Raw genomic sequence first — 16,213 nt, forward strand, 5'->3', positions numbered from 1 at the left:
CTCAGGCGGTCTTCGGCTTGCGCCGCCAGCGGCCGCGCTGGGTGCGCCACAGCAGCTTCTGCCCGTACAGCGTCAGTACTCCGGCCAGCACGATGCCGGAGAGGTTGAGCAGCAGCTGCTCGACCGAGCCCCACATCTGGCCCACCTCGCCGTAGCTGAGCGCCACCGCCGCGTTCGCGCCCGCCGGGACGGTCGTCACCGAGATCGCCACGCCCACCAGGGCGCCCGACTTGGAGGACGTGAGCGAGAGCATGCCGGCCACGCCCGCGAGCAGCGCCACGACGAAGGAGAACGGGTCCGGCTTCCAGATGAAGCTGGTCTGCGGGCGGCCCGCGTCCAGCTGCTCCTTGCTGAACAGGTCGAGCGCGTCCATCCCCAGGCTGAAGACCGTGGTGGCCGCGATCGCCACCGCGAAGCCGACGAGCAGCGCGATCAGCGAACGGACGGCGAGCTTCGGGGCCCGCTGCACCACCGCCGTACAGATCCCGGCGAGCGGGCCGAACTCCGGGCCGACGGCCATGGCGCCCACGATCAGGATCGAGTTGTCCAGGACGACACCGCAGGCCGCGATCATGGTCGCCAGGATCATGAACGCGCTGTACGTGATCGAGAGCGTCGACTCCTCGTGGGTCGCGCCCGTCAGCTGCTCCCAGATCACCGCGTCCGCGGGCTCGCCGGGTGCCTCCTTCTCCGCCGCGTCGGCGCGCGTGGAGAGGGAGAGGTCGATGTCCTCGACGGCGATCGAACCGTCCTGATCGATCCTCAGCTCGCGCAGGCCGTTGAGGAGTTCATGGCCGGCCTCGCGGGCCACGTCGCACAGGACGACGTCACCGACCGGGTCCCGGGCCGCGCCCGGCAGCACCACCAAATGCGCGGTTCCGACCGTCGACTCGATCATTTCGACGGCGGCCCGGGTGCGGTCGGACGGGACGATCAACCGGAGATGCAGCATGCCGTGAGCTTACGGAGGTCAGAGCTTCCGGAGGCTCAGCCGCTGCACCTTGTGGTCGGGGCCCTTGCGGACGACGAGGGTGGCGCGGCCGCGGGTCGGGGCCACGTTCTCCAGCAGGTTGACCTTGTTGATGGTCCGCCACATCGTGCGGGCGTAGTCGAGCGCCTCGTCCTCGGAGACCTGCGTGTACCGCTGGAAGTACGAGGACGGGTTCTGGAACGCGGTGTCGCGCAGCTTGCGGAAGCGGTTGAGGTACCAGCGCTCGATGTCCTCCGGCCGCGCGTCCACGTACACCGAGAAGTCGAAGTAGTCGGCGAGACCGACGCGGGTGCGGCCGTCCAGGCCGGGCAGGGCCGGCTGGAGGACGTTCAGCCCCTCCACGATGAGGATGTCGGGGCGGCGGACGACGAGCCGCTCGCCCGGCACGCGGTCGTAGATCAGGTGCGAGTAGACCGGGGCCGTGACCTCCTCCTTGCCCGCCTTGATGTCCGCGACGAACCGGGTCAGCGCCCGGCGGTCGTACGACTCGGGGAAGCCCTTGCGGGCCATGAGGCCGCGCGCCTTCAGCTCCTCCATCGGATAGAGGAAGGCGTCCGTGGTCACCAGCTCCACGCGCGGGTGCTCCGGCCAGCGGGCGAGGAGGGCCTGGAGCAGTCGGGAGACCGTCGACTTGCCGACGGCGACCGAACCGGCGACCCCTATGACGAACGGGGTGCCGCGCTGCTCCGCGCTCTCGCCCAGGAAGGTGTTGAGGGCGCCGCGCAGGCCGCTGGTGGCCTGCACGTAGAGGTTGAGCAGCCGGGAGAGCGGGAGGTAGACGTCCCGGACCTCGTCGAGGTCGATGACGTCCCCGAGGCCGCGGAGCCGCTCGACCTCGTCGGCGGTGAGGGGCAGCGGCGTCTTGTCGCGGAGGTCGCTCCACTCGGCGCGGGTGAGGTCGACGTACGGGGTCGCCTCGGAGGGCCGGCGGTGGCCGGTACCGCTCCGGGGGGTGCCGGAGCCGTTCCCGGGGCTTGCGGTGCCGTTCCGGGGGGTGCCGGAGCCGTTCCCGGGGCTTGCGGTGCTGTTTCCCGGGCTTCCGGGGCTGGTCCCGTTCCCGGGGCTGCCGGTCCCGTTGCCGGGGCCTCCGGTCCCGGCGCCGTCGCGGGGACCTTCTCCGTTGGAGCTTCGTGGCGGCGAAGTGATCACGCTGCCATTGTCGTGGGTCGGCGGCGTCCGTGGGCCGTGGGGTCGGTCACGCGACAAAAGCCTCCGTCCGGCCGCAGCCCCGGGGCGATCATGCCGGGGTGTCGCGTGCCCCGGATCTCACGCGGGGCAGGGTCCGGCCGGCTGCCGACGCGCTGCCGCCGAACTCCGCAGACTCCGGCCTTCCGGCCGCCTTCCGTCCTACGCTTCCGACATGTGCGGAATCGTGGGATACGCCGGCGGGCAGTCGGCGCTTGATGTGGTGGTCGCGGGCCTCAAGCGGCTCGAATACCGGGGCTACGACTCGGCCGGTGTCGCGGTGCTCTCCGACGGGGGACTCGCCGCGGCCAAGAAGGCGGGCAAGCTCGTCAACCTGGAGAAGGAGCTCGTGGACCGGCCGCTGGCCGGCGGCTCCGTGGGCATCGGGCACACCCGGTGGGCCACCCACGGCGGGCCGACCGACCTCAACGCGCACCCGCACCTGGACAACGCCGGGCGCGTCGCCGTCGTCCACAACGGCATCATCGAGAACTTCGCCGCCCTCCGCGAAGAGCTGGCCGAGCGCGGCCACGACCTGCTCTCCGAGACCGACACCGAGGTCGTCGCCCACCTCCTCGCCGAGGAGTTCTCCTCCGCAGGGGACCTGGCCGAGGCCATGCGGCTCGTCTGCCGCCGCCTCGACGGGGCCTTCACCCTCGTCGCCGTCCACGCCGACCAGCCCGACGTGGTCGTCGGCGCCCGCCGGAACTCCCCGCTCGTCGTCGGCGTCGGAGAGGGCGAGAACTTCCTCGCCTCCGACGTGTCCGCCTTCATCGCCCACACCCGCTCGGCGATCGAACTCGGCCAGGACCAGGTCGTCGAGCTCACCCGGGACGGCGTCACCGTCACCGACTTCGACGGGGTGCCCGCCGACGTACGGGCCTACCACGTCGACTGGGACGCCTCCGCCGCCGAGAAGGGCGGCTACGACTACTTCATGCTCAAGGAGATCGCCGAGCAGCCCAAGGCCGTCTCCGACACCCTCCTCGGGCGGATCGACGGGGCCGGCCGGCTCACCCTCGACGAGGTACGCATCCCCGACGCCGTGCTCCGCGAGGCCGACAAGGTCGTCATCATCGCCTGCGGCACCGCCTTCCACGCCGGCCTCATCGCCAAGTACGCCATCGAGCACTGGACCCGCATCCCCTGCGAGGTCGAGCTCGCCAGCGAGTTCCGCTACCGGGACCCGATCCTCGGCCAGAAGACCCTGGTCATCGCGATCTCCCAGTCCGGCGAGACCATGGACACCCTCATGGCGCTCCGGCACGCCCGCGAGCAGGGCGCCAAGGTCCTCGCCGTCTGCAACACGAACGGTTCGACGATTCCGCGTGAGTCCGACGCCGTGCTCTACACCCACGCCGGGCCCGAGGTCGCCGTAGCCTCGACCAAGGCCTTCCTGACGCAGCTCGTCGCCTGCTACCTGCTCGCGCTCTACCTCGGGCAGGTGCGCGGCACCAAGTGGGGCGACGAGATCCATGCCGTGGTGCGTGAGCTCGCCCGCATCGGCGACGAGGTCGAGCGGGTCCTGGAGACGATGGAGCCGGTCCGGGCCCTCGCCCGCTCCCTCGCCCACAAGAACACCGTCCTCTTCCTCGGCCGGCACGTCGGCTACCCGGTGGCCCTGGAGGGCGCGCTGAAGCTCAAGGAGCTCGCGTACATGCACGCCGAGGGCTTCGCCGCCGGAGAGCTCAAGCACGGCCCGATCGCGCTCATCGAGGAGGACCTGCCGGTCGTCGTCGTGGTGCCCTCGCCCAAGGGACGCTCCGTCCTCCACGACAAGATCGTCTCCAACATCCAGGAGATCCGGGCCCGCGGTGCGCGGACCATCGTGATCGCCGAGGAGGGCGACGAGGCCGTCGTCCCGTACGCCGACCACCTCATCCGGATCCCGGCGACGCCTACGCTGCTCCAGCCGCTGGTCTCCACGGTGCCGCTCCAGGTCTTCGCCTGCGAGCTCGCCACCGCGCGGGGCAACGAGGTCGACCAGCCGCGCAACCTGGCCAAGTCCGTGACCGTGGAGTGAGTGGGAAATGATCATTGGGGTGGGGATCGACGTGGCGGAGATCGACCGGTTCGCCGCGTCGATCGAGCGCACACCGGGGCTGCTCCAGCGCCTCTTCGTCGAACGCGAGCTGCTGCTCCCGAGCGGCGAACGGCGCGGGCCGGCCTCGCTCGCGGTGCGGTTCGCCGCGAAGGAGGCCCTGGCGAAGGCGCTCGGCGCGCCGGGCGGGCTGCACTGGACGGACGCCGAGGTGTACGTCGAGGGGACCGGGCAGCCGCGGCTCCGGGTGCGGGGGACGGTGGCGGCGCGGGCGGCGGAGCTGGGCGTGAAGCACTGGCACGTCTCGCTGAGCCACGACGCGGGGGTGGCCTCGGCCGTGGTGATCGCCGAGGGGTGAGGCCGGTGCGAGGACCGGGGCCCGACCGCTGCTTCGGCGGTCGGGCCCCGGTCGTCTGCGCGCGGCTGCCAGGGCCGGCGGCGGGTTGTGTGTGCCGCGCGCGTCTCAGGGGGTGTCGTCCTGTTCGGTCGCCGTCGTACGGCGGCGTCGGTGGGCCAGGACGAGGGCCGCGGCGCCCAGGGCGGCGAGGCTCGTCGCCGCGAGGGTGACGGGGAGGACGCGGCTGCCGGTGGTGGCGAGACTTCCGTTGTCGCCGCCCGTGGGGGCGGTGGGGGCTATGGGGGTGGTGGAGGCGGTGGCGGTCGTGACGTCGGTGGTGCCCGTGGGTGTGGACGGGGGAGTGGTGGTCGGCTGTTCCGTTGCTCCGGGCGGTGGTGGGGGTGTGGTTGGCGTCGGCGTCGGCGTTGTGGAGTCCGAGGGCGTGGGCTCGGGGGTGGTCGCGGTCGGTGTCGGGTCCGTCGGGGTCGGTCCCGTCGGGTCCGTCGGCGTCGGTTCTGGGGTCGTGGGCTCCGGGGGCGTCGGTTCCGGGGTCGGCTCCGGGGGTGTCTTCCGTACCGTCTGGGTGACCGCTCCGCCCGCCACCGTGTAGAGCGTGTGCTCCTCCGTGTCCAGGGCGAGCGCCGAGGGCCGTTCGCCCGTCGGGATCGTCTCCGTCACCTCACCCTTCGCCGGGTCGACGACCGCCACGGACGAGGCGCCGGTCCGTGCCGCGTACAGGATCGCGGTCCCCGGGTCGTACGCGAGGGCCTTCGGGTTGCCGTCGACGGCGACCGTGCCGGTGACCTTCCGCTCCTCCAGGTCGACGACCGAGACCGTACCGGCGGCGAGGTTGGCCACGTATCCCGTGCGGCCCACCGGGTCGACCGTGACGCCCATGCTGCCGAGGGCGGTCGTGCCGAGGCTGACGGTGCCCGTGAGGCGGCCGGTGGCGCCGTCGACGGCGTTGAGGACGTTGCGGTAGACGACGGAGCCGTTCTCGACGGCGCCGCCGACGTAGGTCGCGTACCCCGTGTGGTGGGTGGTGTCGACGGCGAGTCCGGCCGGGTGGAAGGGGAGGACGACGGGGTCGCCGACGGGCGTGCCGGTGGCCGTGTCGTACACCGTCACCGATTTGGCGGCCTGGTTGCCGACGTACAGCCGTCCCTGCCCCGGGTCGGCGGCGAGGTGGGTGACGCTGCCGTCGAGGGTGATGCGGTGGTCGGTGAGGGTGCGGCCCGCGGTGTCGTAGACGGCGATACGGGTCGACAGGCCGAGGTAGAGGGTGCCGGCGGCGCCGAGGGCCATCACCGTGGCCGGGGCCGGGAGTTCGACGGGGTCGCCGACGGGCGCGCCGGTGGAGGTGTCGTAGGCCGTGAGGCGGTGGGCCGTGCCGTCGCTGCTGCTGACGTAGAGGCGGCCGGCGGCCGGGTCGACCTCGGCGTCGAGGGCGCTGCCGGAGGGCGGGGTGAGGGTGCGGAGGGTCTCGTGGAGGTTCTCGGGGAGGGGTGGCGGCGGCGTTGCCGCCGTGCTCGCGAGGACGAGCACGGCGGCGGCCGTCAGGAGGGCGGTTCTCACTGGAAGGTCACCGGCACGTAGACGTCGTACTTCCGGTCGGAGCTGTCGAAGTGGTCCGCGCGGGTGACGATCGCGCAGGTCACGCCCCCCTGGCCACAGGTGACGGCGTCGGAGAGCTTGGCCTTGACGTGGATCTGGACGGAGAAGGAGCCGAGGCCGCCGGACTCGGTGAACGGGGAGGAGTTGGACGGGGACATCCAGTACCAGTCGCTGTTCACCCAGTGGGAGGCGCCGGTGGTGCCGGTCTCGTCCTGGCCGCCGAGGCAGGGGGTGGGCTTGCTGTTCCAGGTGGCCGGGTCGGAGGTGTTCACCCCCGCGGGTATCGCGCAGAGCCCCACGTAGACGCCCTGGTCGGGGTTGTAGCCGGAGCCGGTGACGGTGACGTTCGCGCCGGCGGCGGAGGCGGTGTTCGGGGCGGTCAGGGAGAGGTTGTAGCTGCGGGTGCTGTCGGTGACGGTGCGGCCGGCGGTGGCCGCGGAGGCGGCGGAGGCGAGGCCGACGGTGAGGGCGGCGGCGGAGGCGAGGGTGAGGGCGGTGCGGGCGAGGGTGCGGGTGCTGGTGCGCATGGCGGAGCGGCCTTTCCAGGCGATGGCTAGTTAGGTAAGGCAAACCTAAGTTGATCGATGAGGGGGCGTCAACCCTCGCTTTCGGGCGGGCGCTTGGGCCCCTCGGCGCTCCGGGCGGAGGCCCGAGGACTGCGGCAGACTGCTGGACATGCGTACCGCTCACCGCGTGGAGACCGTCCGGGCCGCCGAGGCCGCACTCATGGCCCGCCTCCCGGAAGGCGCCCTCATGCAGCGGGCCGCCGCCGGACTCGCCGCCGCCTGCCGCGGCCTGCTGCCGCGGGTGTACGGGGCGAGGGTCGTGCTGCTCGTCGGCAGCGGCGACAACGGCGGCGACGCGCTGTACGCCGGGGCCCGGCTCGCCCGGCGCGGGGCCGGCGTCACCGCCGTACTCCTCGGGGACCGGGCCCACGAGGGCGGGCTCGCGGCGCTCCGGGGCGCCGGCGGGCGGATCACCGACGACCCCTTCGAGGCGCTGGCCGTCGCCGACCTCGTCCTCGACGGCATCACCGGCATCGGCGGGCGGGGCGGGCTCCGGGCCGACGCCGTCCCCGTCGCCCGGGCCGCGCGCGGCTCCGACGCGGTCGTCGTCGCCGTCGACCTGCCGAGCGGCGTCGACGCCGACACGGGCGAGGTGGCCGGGGAGGCGCTGCGGGCCGACGCGACGGTGACCTTCGGGACGTACAAGCCGGGGCTGCTCGTCGACCCGGCGCGGGAGTACGCGGGGGCGCTGCGGCTCGTCGACATCGGCCTCGGGCCCTTCCTCCCCGGAGTGCCGGAGATGGAGGCCCTCCAGCACGAGGACGTCGCACGGCTGCTGCCCGTGCCGGGCGCCGAGAGCGACAAGTACCGGCGCGGGGTCCTCGGCGTCGTCGCCGGCTCCCCCCGCTACCCCGGCGCGGCGGTCCTCGCGGTGGCGGGGGCGCTGCGGGGCGGGGCCGGGGCCGTCCGGTACGTCGGGCCCGCGGGGGACGCGGTGCTCGCGCGGCACCCGGAGACGCTGGTGCACTCCGGGCGGCCGGAGATGGCCGGGCGGGTACAGGCCTGGGTCGTCGGACCCGGGCTCGGCGAGGGGCCCGGGCCCGGCGTCGCGGTCGCCGAGGTCCTCGCCTCCGACGTGCCGGTGCTCGTCGACGCGGACGGCCTGCGGGGGCTGGACCCGGCGGTCGTACGGGCCCGCCCGGCGCCGACTCTGCTCACCCCGCACGCGGGGGAGGCGGCGGCGCTGCTGGGCGTGGCCCGGGAGGAGGTGGAGGCGGGACGACTCGCGGCGGTACGGGAGCTGGCGGGGCGCTTCGGGGCGACGGTGCTGCTCAAGGGGTCGACGACGCTGGTGTGCGGGCCGGAGGGCGGGCCGGTACGGGTGAACCCGACGGGGACGCCGTGGCTGGCGACGGCGGGGAGCGGCGACGTCCTGTCCGGGCTGGCGGGGTCGCTGCTGGCGGCGGGTCTTTCGGTGGTGGACGCGGCGTCGGCCGCGGCGTATCTGCACGGGTTGGCGGCGCGGCGGGCGTCTGCCGCGCGGGGCTCGGCGGGGCCGGTGCCGGCGGTGGCGGCGGGGCCGGTGACGGCCGGCGAGGTGGCGGAGTCCCTGCGGGGGGCGTGGGGGGACGTGACGGCGTCGGCGTAGCGGGGTGGGGGCTGGATTCCCCCACCCCACCCCTTCCCGAAACCCTGCCGGGGGCTGGTGGGTGCGTCAGGGGAGGGGGGCCCGTGGGCTGCGCCCCGGGGGCTGGGCCGCGATCCCTCCCGGTAGCGGCTCGTCCGCGCCCACTCGGGCGAACCCGTTGCCCCACCCGCGCGACCCGGCGCGCTCCGAGCGGCCGGCGGGGATTGGGTGGGTCGGGTGATCATCCGGAGAAGTCGTACCGCGCCGCTGTTGTTCGTCCTCGCCGCCGTCCTCGCCCTCGGGCCCACCGCCGCCGTCGCCGACACGCCCGAGCCGCTCGTGCCCGGGGTGCCCGGTGGCGGGCGGGCCGAGTACCCGATGGACACGCCCGATCAGGTGCTGCCTCCGTTGCAGTCCCAGGGCGGCGTGCCCGTGCCCGAGCCCGAGGAGGGGGTGGACGAGCTGGTCGAGTACCTGCCGCGGAGTGTCGTCGGGGCCGCCTGCACCGCCACCGCCGGGACCTACCAGCGGCAGGTCGAGCGGTTGCTCGGACTGGCGGTGGACGGGCGGCAGTCCCGTGCCGACTGCAAGGCCGTCAAGGCGTTCCAGGTGAGGGAGAAGATCAAGCCCGCCAACGGGTACGCCGGGCCCGTCACCTGGGCCCGGGCCGAGTTGCTCGCCGCGCGGAAGAACCTGGATCCGGGGCGGCGCTGCCCCGTGAAGAAGTACGCCGTGGCCTGCGTCGATCTCGATCGGCAGCTGATGTGGGTGCGGAAGGGCAAGAAGGTGACCTATCGGGTGGTGAACGTGCGGAGCGGGCGGTCCGGGTACGCGACCCGGACCGGCTGGCACAGCGTCTACTGGCGCCACAAGGACCACTGGTCGTCCATCTACAACACCCCCATGCCGTACTCCCAGTTCTTCAGCGGCGGCCAGGCCTTCCACGCCGTCTACGGGCAGATCGCCACGCCCGGCGGCAGCCGCGGCTGCGTCAATCTCCGCCACGCCGACGCCCGGAAACTCTGGGACGTCCTGCGCAAGGGTGACCGGGTCTACATCTGGGGGAAGCGGCCCGGTAGCTGACACCTGAGAGACTGGGCGCGATGACTGAGACACCTCCGCCCCGCAGAGCCCGCGCCGAGATCGACCTCGGCGCGCTGCGTGCGAACGTCCGCACGCTGCGCGCCCGCGTCGCCCCCCACGTCCGGATCATGGCCGTGGTCAAGGCCGACGCGTACGGACACGGCGCCGTGCGCTGTGCCCGCGCCGCCCTCGAAGCGGGCGCGGACTGGCTCGGTACGGCCACCCCGCACGAGGCGCTCGCCCTGCGCGCCGCCGGGATCACCGATGTCCCCGTCATGTGCTGGCTCTGGACCCCCGGCGACCCCTGGGACCAGGGCATCGAGGCCGGTCTCGACATGTCCGTGAGCGGCATGTGGGCCTTGGAGGAGGTCGTCGAGGCCGCGCGGGCGACCGGGAAGACGGCGCGCATCCAGCTCAAGGCCGACACCGGGCTCGGGCGCAACGGCTGCCAGCCCGCCGACTGGCCCGAGCTCGTCGGGGCGGCGCTGAAGGCCGAGGCCGAGGGGCTCGTGAAGGTCACCGGGCTGTGGTCGCACCTCGCCTGCGCCGACGAGCCCCACCACCCCTCCATCGCCGCCCAGCTCGACGTCTTCCGTTCGATGCTCGCCGACGCGGAGGAGGCGGGCATCAGGCCCGAGGTCCGGCACATCGCGAACTCGCCGGCCACCCTCACCCTGCCCGAGGCCCACTTCGATCTGGTCCGGCCCGGCATCGCCCTGTACGGCGTCTCGCCGAGCCCCGAGCTCGGCACCTCCGCCGACCTGGGGCTCCGGCCCGTCATGTCGCTCAAGGCGAGCGTCGCCCTCGTGAAGCACGTGCCCGCCGGGCACGGGGTGAGCTACGGGCACCACTACGTCACCGGCGAGGAGACCACGCTCGGTCTCGTCCCGCTCGGATACGCCGACGGCGTCCCCCGGCACGCCTCCGGCCGCGGCCCGGTCCTCGTCGGCGGCACGGTCCGTACGGTCGCCGGGCGCGTCGCCATGGATCAGTTCGTCGTCGACCTCGGCGGGGACACCCCCGAGCCCGGCACCGAGGCCGTGCTCTTCGGCCCCGGCGACCGGGGCGAGCCGACGGCCGAGGACTGGGCGGTGGCCGCCGGCACCATCGCGTACGAGATCGTCACCCGGATCGGGGCGCGCGTCGCGCGCGTCTACCTGGACGAATAGGGGTTCTTCGTGGGCGAGTCCAGGAGTTGGCGGCGGGCCGGGTTCGCCGGGGCCGCGATAGGCGTCCTCGCCGCGGGCGCCGCCGCCGGAGTCGCCGTCGAGCGGCTCACGGTCGGCCGTTCCGTACGCCAGAAGGCCCGGCTCGCCCTGGACTCCACCGGCCCGTACGGGAGCCTCCGCGGCACCTCGGGCCGGGCGCTCGCCGAGGACGCGACCGTCCTGTACTACGAGGTCGACGAGGTCGACGAGGCGGGTGACTCCGGACCGGGCACGTCCGGCGGGCGCCGGCGGCGGCTCTTCGGGCGCAAGGAGCCCGCCCCCGTCACCGTCGTCTTCAGCCACGGCTACTGCCTCAACCAGGACTCCTGGCACTTCCAGCGGGCCGCCCTCCGCGGTCTCGTCCGTACCGTCCACTGGGACCAGCGCAGCCACGGCCGCTCCGGCCACGGCGTCGCCCAGTCCGGGCCCGACGGGGTGCCCGTCTCCATCGACCAGCTCGGCCGCGACCTCAAGGCCGTCCTCGACGTCGCCGCGCCCGAGGGCCCGCTCGTCCTGGTCGGGCACTCGATGGGCGGCATGACGGTGATGGCGCTCGCCGAGCAGTACCCGGAGTTCGTCCGCGACCGGGTCGTCGGGGTCGCCTTCGTCGGCACCTCCGCCGGGAACCTGGGCGACGTGTCGTACGGGCTGCCGCTCGCCGGCGTCAACGCCGTCCGGCGGGTCCTGCCCGGGGTGCTGCGGGCGCTCGGCTCCCAGGCGGAGCTCGTCGAGCGGGGGCGCCGGGCGACGGCCGACCTCTTCGCCGGGCTGATCAAGAAGTACTCGTTCGCGTCGAAGGACGTGGACCCGGCGGTCGCCCGCTTCGCGGAGCGGATGATCGAGTCGACCCCGATCGACGTCGTCGCGGAGTTCTACCCGGCCTTCGTCGAGCACGACAAGGCCGCCGCCCTCACCGCCCTCGCGGAGCTGGAGCTGCCGGTGCTCGCGCTCGCCGGCGACAACGACCTCGTCACCCCCAGCTCGCACACCGAGGCCCTCGCCGACCTGCTGCCCGACGCGGAGCTGGTCATCGTCCCCGACGCGGGCCATCTCGTCATGCTGGAACACCCCGAGGCCGTCACCGACCGGCTGGCCGACCTACTCGTGCGCGCCGGTGCCGTCCCGGGGCCGGCGACCGTGGCCGCCGAAGCCGACGCCGGCAAGGGATAGGAGCCCGCGCTGGTCGGGGCTGGTCAAGGCTGGGGCGACTGGGGGGGTGTTCTTCCTGCCCGGCTTTCCCTGCGGGCGGGTGACCGCCAGCAGGGCCATGTCGTCGCCCCGCTCGCCGTTCGCGTGCCGGTGGACATCCGCCACGAGCGAGGCCAGGAGCCTGTCGGGCGAGGTGAACTCCCCGAGGGTCTGCTCCTTGCGCGGGCCGAGGGTCCGGTCCGGTACGGGCTAAGTTGGCGGGTATGGAAGCAGCGCACCCGCCCGTCTCCGGCGCCACCCTCGCCATCGACTCCCCCGAGCAGATGGGGGACCTCGGCCGCCGGCTCGCGAAGATCCTCCGTCCCGGCGACCTCGTCATGCTCACCGGTGAGCTCGGTGCCGGGAAGACCACCCTGACCCGCGGCCTCGGCGAGGGCCTCGGCGTGCGGGGTGCCGTCACCTCGCCGACCTTCGTCATCGCCCGCGTCCACCCGTCCCTGACCGGCGGCCCGGCCCTCGTGCACGTCGACGCGTACCGCCTCGGCGGTGGCCTCGACGAGATGGAGGACCTCGACCTGGACGTCTCGCTGCCCGAGTCCGTCGTGGTCGTGGAGTGGGGTGACGGCAAGGTCGAGGAACTGACCGACGACCGGCTGCACGTCCTCATCCACCGCGTGACCGGCGACACCGACGACGACCGGCGCACGGTCGTGCTGCGCGGGATCGGCTCGCGCTGGGCCGGCGAGGACCTCGATCTCGGCTGACGGCGGCCGTTCCGGCGCCGGGCGTACGTCTGATCGTAGGAGCTTCCGACAACGTGTCGGGAAGATATTGCGTGGGTCGTACGTGCCGTGGTGACATGGATGCACGAGCTGGTTAGGTGTACCTAACCTACGGGAGGCATGCATGGCCACGCCACAGCGCGCGGAAGCCGGACACGGCCGGGACCACGTCTCTATGGGTGAGCTGCTGGCGTCCTGTGCCGCGGCGCGTGCCCTGTCCACCCCGCCGCGCCGCCCCGGGCCCGAGCGGAGAGAGGGCGAGGGAGAAGAAGCCGTGCGGCGGGACGAAGCCGCCTAGGGCCTGTCCGGCGGAGCAGGGGCGGAAAGGCCCTGGTCGTCAGGCGACGACGACGACCTTCGCGCCGATCGACGCGAACATCCACAGCGCGTCGCCGTCCGCCCGCTTCATGCGGATGCCGCCCGTCTTCTTCTCCGGGTCCGGCTTCGGCGTCGAGCCGTCCACCGCCGCGCTGAAGCCGATCGCCACGTCCTGGGCCGTCGCGAACCGCACCACGTGCTCGATCTTCACCCCGTCCGAGCCGCGCACCGAGCCCGAGCGCGAGGTCACCGTGTAGGCGCCCGTCAGCGGGTCCACCGTGCTCGGCATCACCGTGAACGTCCGGGTGGCCTTGCCCTTGGCGTCCACCAGCCACACCCGGCGGTCGGCGAGCGCGTACACGACCCGCTCGCCGGTGCCCGAGCCCGCCGGGACCGTCAGCGGGTTCTTCACCGGCTGCTTCGGGCCGCCGGTGGGAGAGGTGGAGGGGGCGGCGGTGCCCGGCGCCGTCGGCTTCACCGACAGATCGGCGGGGGCGTTCGCCGAGGCCTGGTACGCGAGGACGCCGACCGCGACGACGGCCGCCGCGGTGAGCCCGGCCACGAATCCCGAGCTGCTCCTTGCCACCGTGCCCACCTCTCGTACGAACGTATCGAAGGGTGACGGTAGCAGCCGGTGCCACCGCGGACCGGGCGCCGTGCCCGGGGTGCCCTCGCCCGGGTGCCCTCGCCGGGGCGCCGCCCGTCCCCGGAGCCGTAGGCTGTTCGCGTGCTGTTGCTCGCCATGGATACCGCCACCCCCGCCGTCACCGTCGCCCTCCACGACGGCGAGGCCGTCGTCGCCTCGTCGGGTCAGGTCGACGCCCGCCGCCACGGGGAGTTGTTGCTGCCCGCCGTCGACCGGGTCCTCAAGGAGGCCGGGCTCGCGCTCGACGCGGTCACCGGGATCGTCGTCGGCGTCGGCCCCGGGCCGTACACCGGCCTCCGGGTCGGTCTCGTCACCGCCGCGGCCTTCTCCTCCGCGCTCGGCGTGCCCGTGCACGGCCTGTGCACCCTGGACGGCCTCGCGTACGCCTCCGGCATCGACGAGCCCTTCGCCGTCGCGACGGACGCGCGCCGCAAGGAGGTCTACTGGGCGCGGTACGAGGACTCCCGCACCCGGGTGACCGACGCGGCCGTCGACCGGCCCGCCGAGATCGCCGAGCGGCTCGCGGGCCTGCCCGTCGTCGGCGCGGGCGCCCGCCTCTACCCCGAGGCCTTCCCCGACGCCCGCGACCCCGAGCACCAGTCGGCGGCGGCGCTCGCCGCCCTCGCGGCGGAACGGCTCGCGGCCGGCGGCGAAGGCTTCCTCGACCCGCTGCCGATGTACCTGCGCCGGCCCGACGCCCAGGTGCCCAAGAACTACAAGGTGGTCACGCCCCAGTGACCGGCGGCGTGGAGCTGCGCGAGATGCGCTGGTGGGACATCGCGCCGGTGCTCGCCCTGGAGGACGAGCTGTTCCCCGAGGACGCCTGGTCGGCGGGGATGTTCTGGTCGGAGCTCGCGCACGCGCGCGGGCCGCGTGCCACCCGCCGCTACCTCGTCGCGGAGGACCCGGCGGGGCGGCTCGTCGGGTACGCGGGGCTCGCCGCGGCCGGCGGACTCGGCGACGTCCAGACGATCGCCGTCGCCAGCGACCAGTGGGGTACGGGCCTCGGCGCCCGGCTCCTCACCGACCTGCTCCAGCACGCCACCGCCTTCGAGTGCGACGAGGTCCTCCTCGAAGTGCGCGTGGACAACACCCGGGCCCAGAAGCTCTACGAGCGCTTCGGCTTCGAGCCCATCGGTTTCCGGCGCGGCTACTACCAGCCCGGAAACGTGGACGCGCTCGTGATGCGACTGACCGTTCAAGGAACCGAGACCAACTGATGGCTGGACTGACTGATGGCTGCTGACGAACCCCTCGTACTCGGCATCGAGACCTCCTGCGACGAGACCGGCGTCGGCATCGTCCACGGCACCACCCTCCTTGCCGACGCCGTCGCCTCCAGCGTCGACACCCACGCCCGCTTCGGCGGCGTCGTGCCCGAGATCGCCTCCCGCGCCCACCTGGAGGCGATGGTCCCGACGATCGAGCGCGCCCTGAAGACGGCCGGGATCTCCGCGAAGGACCTCGACGGCATCGCCGTCACGGCCGGGCCCGGCCTCGCGGGCGCGCTGCTCGTCGGCGTCTCGGCCGCCAAGGCGTACGCGTACGCCCTCGGCAAGCCGCTGTACGGCGTCAACCACCTCGCCTCGCACATCTGCGTCGACCAGCTGGAGCACGGCAAGCTGCCCGAGCCGACGATGGCCCTGCTGGTCTCGGGCGGGCACTCCTCGCTGCTGCTCTCCGCCGACATCACCTCCGACGTGCGCCCCCTGGGCGCCACCATCGACGACGCGGCCGGCGAGGCCTTCGACAAGATCGCCCGCGTCCTCGACCTCGGCTTCCCCGGCGGACCGGTCATCGACCGGCTCGCCAGGGAGGGCGACCCGAAGGCGATCGCCTTCCCGCGCGGACTGAGCGGCTCCCGGGACCCCGCGTACGACTTCTCCTTCTCCGGCCTCAAGACCGCCGTGGCCCGCTGGATCGAGGCCAAGCGGGCGGCCGGCGAGGACGTGCCCGTACGGGACGTGGCCGCGTCCTTCCAGGAGGCGGTCGTCGACGTGCTCACCCGCAAGGCCGTCCGGGCCTGCAAGGACGAGGGCGTCGACCACCTGATGATCGGCGGCGGCGTCGCCGCCAACTCGCGGCTCCGGGCCCTCGCCGAGGAGCGCTGCGAGCGGGCCGGCATCCGGCTGCGCGTGCCGCGCCCGGGCCTGTGCACCGACAACGGCGCGATGGTCGCCGCGCTCGGCTCCGAGATGGTCGCCCGCAACCGGCCGGCCTCGGACCTGGAGCTGTCGGCGGACTCGTCCCTGCCGGTGACGGACCCGCACGTGCCGGGCCGTGTGCAGGACCACGCGCACGACCACGACCACGTGCACGAGGTCAGCAAGGAGAACCTGTACTCGTGAGGCTCACCCTCATGTGGGAGGCGCGGGCCGCCCAGGGCCGCGGCGCCGAGCTCCTGGAGTGGGCCAGGGCCCAGGTCCTGGCCCACGAGCCGCTGCGCCGGGAGATCTTCCGCGCCCCGCAGGACCGGGTCCTGGTCCTGACGTGGTGGGAGGCGGAGACCTTCGGCGCCGAGCTGCCCGAGCTGCCCGAGCCGGACGCGGAGCTCATCACCCGTCCGGTCCACCGCTGGCGCTTCGAGGCGGTCGACACCTCCTGAGCAACCCTGGGGGCCGTTCGCGCATCCCCTAGGGCGTGTCCGCAATGTCGGTCGGTCGTTACTCCGTTCGTGGTGCGACGTCATGAACTGACTGATCAGGCCTGGGGAGTGATCGGGCCGT

The 16,213-nt window shown here is 73.7% G+C and carries 16 protein-coding genes; 11 read left to right on the forward strand and 5 right to left on the reverse strand.

Annotation, left to right across the window (positions count from 1 at the left end):
* Position 1: 1 nt before the first annotated feature.
* Positions 2–952: a DUF389 domain-containing protein gene (locus ACFC0G_RS37730; RefSeq protein WP_376412999.1), complete on the reverse strand. Its 951-nt coding sequence runs from the start codon at positions 950–952 to the stop codon at positions 2–4.
* Between the two features lie 18 nt (positions 953–970).
* Positions 971–2,140: a type I pantothenate kinase gene (coaA, locus tag ACFC0G_RS37735; protein WP_376413002.1), complete on the reverse strand. Its 1,170-nt coding sequence runs from the start codon at positions 2,138–2,140 to the stop codon at positions 971–973.
* A gap of 211 nt (positions 2,141–2,351) precedes the next feature.
* Between coaA and glmS the strand changes: the two genes are divergently transcribed.
* Complete coding sequence (gene glmS / locus ACFC0G_RS37740; RefSeq protein WP_376413006.1) at positions 2,352–4,199, forward strand: glutamine--fructose-6-phosphate transaminase (isomerizing); 1,848 nt, start codon at positions 2,352–2,354, stop codon at positions 4,197–4,199.
* A gap of 7 nt (positions 4,200–4,206) precedes the next feature.
* The gene (locus tag ACFC0G_RS37745) at positions 4,207–4,575 is read left to right on the forward strand and encodes a holo-ACP synthase (protein WP_376413010.1); all 369 of its coding nucleotides are present in this window, start codon (positions 4,207–4,209) and stop codon (positions 4,573–4,575) included.
* A gap of 105 nt (positions 4,576–4,680) precedes the next feature.
* Here ACFC0G_RS37745 and ACFC0G_RS37750 read toward each other — a convergent pair whose 3' ends face one another.
* Positions 4,681–6,129: a hypothetical protein gene (locus ACFC0G_RS37750; protein ID WP_376413013.1), complete on the reverse strand. Its 1,449-nt coding sequence runs from the start codon at positions 6,127–6,129 to the stop codon at positions 4,681–4,683.
* Entirely contained in the window at positions 6,126–6,695 is a 570-nt protein-coding gene (locus ACFC0G_RS37755; RefSeq protein ID WP_376413016.1) for a hypothetical protein, read from the reverse strand. Before ACFC0G_RS37755 ends, ACFC0G_RS37750 begins: the two co-directional genes overlap by 4 nt.
* Before the next feature lie 148 nt (positions 6,696–6,843).
* Here ACFC0G_RS37755 and ACFC0G_RS37760 point away from each other — a divergent pair, with 148 nt between their 5' ends.
* The 5 genes from ACFC0G_RS37760 to tsaE all read left to right on the forward strand — a co-directional run bounded on the left by ACFC0G_RS37760 (position 6,844) and on the right by tsaE (position 12,505).
* Complete coding sequence (locus ACFC0G_RS37760; RefSeq protein ID WP_376413019.1) at positions 6,844–8,322, forward strand: NAD(P)H-hydrate dehydratase; 1,479 nt, start codon at positions 6,844–6,846, stop codon at positions 8,320–8,322.
* 222 nt (positions 8,323–8,544) lie between these two features.
* Complete coding sequence (locus tag ACFC0G_RS37765) at positions 8,545–9,384, forward strand: L,D-transpeptidase family protein (protein WP_376413046.1); 840 nt, start codon at positions 8,545–8,547, stop codon at positions 9,382–9,384.
* Positions 9,385–9,404: 20 nt separating this feature from the next.
* Entirely contained in the window at positions 9,405–10,553 is a 1,149-nt protein-coding gene (gene alr / locus ACFC0G_RS37770) for an alanine racemase (protein ID WP_376413022.1), read from the forward strand.
* A 9-nt stretch (positions 10,554–10,562) separates the two neighbouring features.
* Positions 10,563–11,762, forward strand: a complete 1,200-nt coding sequence (locus ACFC0G_RS37775; RefSeq protein ID WP_376413025.1) for an alpha/beta fold hydrolase — start codon at positions 10,563–10,565, stop codon at positions 11,760–11,762.
* A gap of 242 nt (positions 11,763–12,004) precedes the next feature.
* A complete protein-coding gene (tsaE, locus tag ACFC0G_RS37780; RefSeq protein WP_376413027.1) occupies positions 12,005–12,505 on the forward strand; it encodes a tRNA (adenosine(37)-N6)-threonylcarbamoyltransferase complex ATPase subunit type 1 TsaE in 501 nt (166 codons plus the stop codon).
* A gap of 355 nt (positions 12,506–12,860) precedes the next feature.
* Here the strand turns inward: tsaE and ACFC0G_RS37785 are convergent, their stop codons facing one another.
* Entirely contained in the window at positions 12,861–13,427 is a 567-nt protein-coding gene (locus tag ACFC0G_RS37785) for a hypothetical protein (RefSeq protein WP_376413030.1), read from the reverse strand.
* Between the two features lie 141 nt (positions 13,428–13,568).
* Here ACFC0G_RS37785 and tsaB point away from each other — a divergent pair, with 141 nt between their 5' ends.
* From tsaB to ACFC0G_RS37805, 4 genes are read left to right on the forward strand one after another with little or no spacing between them, the layout of a single operon-like run.
* Complete coding sequence (gene tsaB / locus ACFC0G_RS37790; RefSeq protein WP_376413034.1) at positions 13,569–14,225, forward strand: tRNA (adenosine(37)-N6)-threonylcarbamoyltransferase complex dimerization subunit type 1 TsaB; 657 nt, start codon at positions 13,569–13,571, stop codon at positions 14,223–14,225.
* Positions 14,226–14,248: 23 nt separating this feature from the next.
* Positions 14,249–14,707 carry a ribosomal protein S18-alanine N-acetyltransferase gene (rimI, locus tag ACFC0G_RS37795; RefSeq protein WP_376413049.1) on the forward strand — a complete coding sequence of 153 codons (459 nt, stop codon included), beginning with the start codon at positions 14,249–14,251 and terminating at the stop codon, positions 14,705–14,707.
* A gap of 15 nt (positions 14,708–14,722) precedes the next feature.
* Entirely contained in the window at positions 14,723–15,835 is a 1,113-nt protein-coding gene (gene tsaD, locus ACFC0G_RS37800; RefSeq protein WP_376413037.1) for a tRNA (adenosine(37)-N6)-threonylcarbamoyltransferase complex transferase subunit TsaD, read from the forward strand.
* Between the two features lie 11 nt (positions 15,836–15,846).
* Positions 15,847–16,092 carry a hypothetical protein gene (locus ACFC0G_RS37805; protein ID WP_376413052.1) on the forward strand — a complete coding sequence of 82 codons (246 nt, stop codon included), beginning with the start codon at positions 15,847–15,849 and terminating at the stop codon, positions 16,090–16,092.
* Positions 16,093–16,213 lie beyond the last annotated feature (121 nt).

The sequence above is a fragment of the Streptomyces sp. NPDC056169 genome (assembly GCF_042268445.1).
Classification (GTDB): Bacteria; Actinomycetota; Actinomycetes; order Streptomycetales; family Streptomycetaceae; genus Streptomyces.